Annotated in this window: 1 pseudogene; it reads left to right on the top strand. The window is 68.4% G+C overall.

Annotation, left to right across the window (positions count from 1 at the left end):
• A pseudogene (locus GJV64_RS14610) lies at positions 1-1,165 on the top strand (type II secretion system secretin GspD); the annotation flags it as partial.
• Positions 1,166-1,245: the final 80 nt, after the last annotated feature.

The following is a 1,245-nucleotide window of genomic DNA, read 5'->3' as shown; positions in this document are numbered from 1 at the left end:
GCCGGCCAGCACGGGCTCGCTGGGCACCTCGGGTTTCGTGCCCGGCGCCTCCATCGGGCGCGGCCAGGCGGTGATCGCCCGCTATGACGGCGCCAACGCCGTGGTGATCGCTGCGCCTGCCGACGTGCAGCGCCGGCTGGGCGAGGTGATCCGCCAGCTCGACGTGCGCCGCGAACAGGTGCTGGTCGAAGCGGTGATCGTCGAGATTTCCGATATCGCCGCCCAGCGGCTGGGCGTGCAGTTCCTGCTGTCAGGCACTGGGGGCAGCAACATCCCCTTCTCGGTCACCAACTTCTCCAACGCCGCGCCCAATCTGCTGGCGGTGGCTGGCGCCATCGCGGCGGAGAAGCGCTATGGCCAGGACAATGCCACCACGGTGCAGCTGCGCACGGCGGCGGTGAACAGTCTGTTGAATGCCAACGGCGGCCAGTTCGGCTTTGGCGGCGACATCGGCTCGGGCGCCGTGTTCGGCTTCGTGATCAATGCAGTGAAGGCCGATACCGCGTCCAACGTGCTGTCCACCCCGTCGGTCACCACGCTCGACAACCAGCCGGCACGTATCCTCGTTGGCCAGAACGTGCCCATTGCCACCGGCCAGGCCCTGTCGAACAATTTCGACAATGCCTTCCGCACCGTGCAGCGGCAGGACATCGGCATCGCGCTCGACGTGCGGCCGCAGATCAACGCCGGCGGCACCATCAAGCTGGCGCTGCGCCAGGAGGTGAGCAGCATCGCCAACGCCGTCGTCACCCAGAATGTGCCCGATCTCATCCTCAACAAGCGCGAGATCTCGACCACGGTGACGGTGGACGATGGCCAGATCATCGCGCTGGGCGGCCTCATCGACGAGAACGAGCGCCGCGCCATCGAGAAGGTGCCGCTGCTGGGTGACATCCCGCTGCTCGGCAATCTGTTCCGTTCGCGCTCGCGCAACCGCACCAAGACCAATCTGATGGTGTTCATCCGCCCGACCATCATCCGCAGCGCCGCCGACGCTGCCGCCATCGCCGGCCAGCGTTACCAATATGTCCGCGCCGAACAGGCCCGGCGCGAGGGCAGCGCCGAGACCAGTCTCGACGCGCTGGTGCGCGATTATCTGGGCACCACCCCGCCCGGCGCCCCCCCTGCTGCTCCGGCCTCGCCTGCCGCGCCGCCAAAGCCATGACGGCGCCGGCCCTCAGCTACGGTTTCGCCAAGGCCAGCGGCGTGGTGGTCACCGCCATCGGCGACGTGGCCGAGGTGGCG

It is taken from the genome of Sandarakinorhabdus rubra (assembly GCF_010994245.1).
Lineage (GTDB): Bacteria > Pseudomonadota > Alphaproteobacteria > Sphingomonadales > Sphingomonadaceae > Sandarakinorhabdus > Sandarakinorhabdus rubra.
The sequence above is the reverse complement of the archived record's forward strand: the minus strand, read 5'-3'. Positions and strand labels throughout refer to the sequence as shown.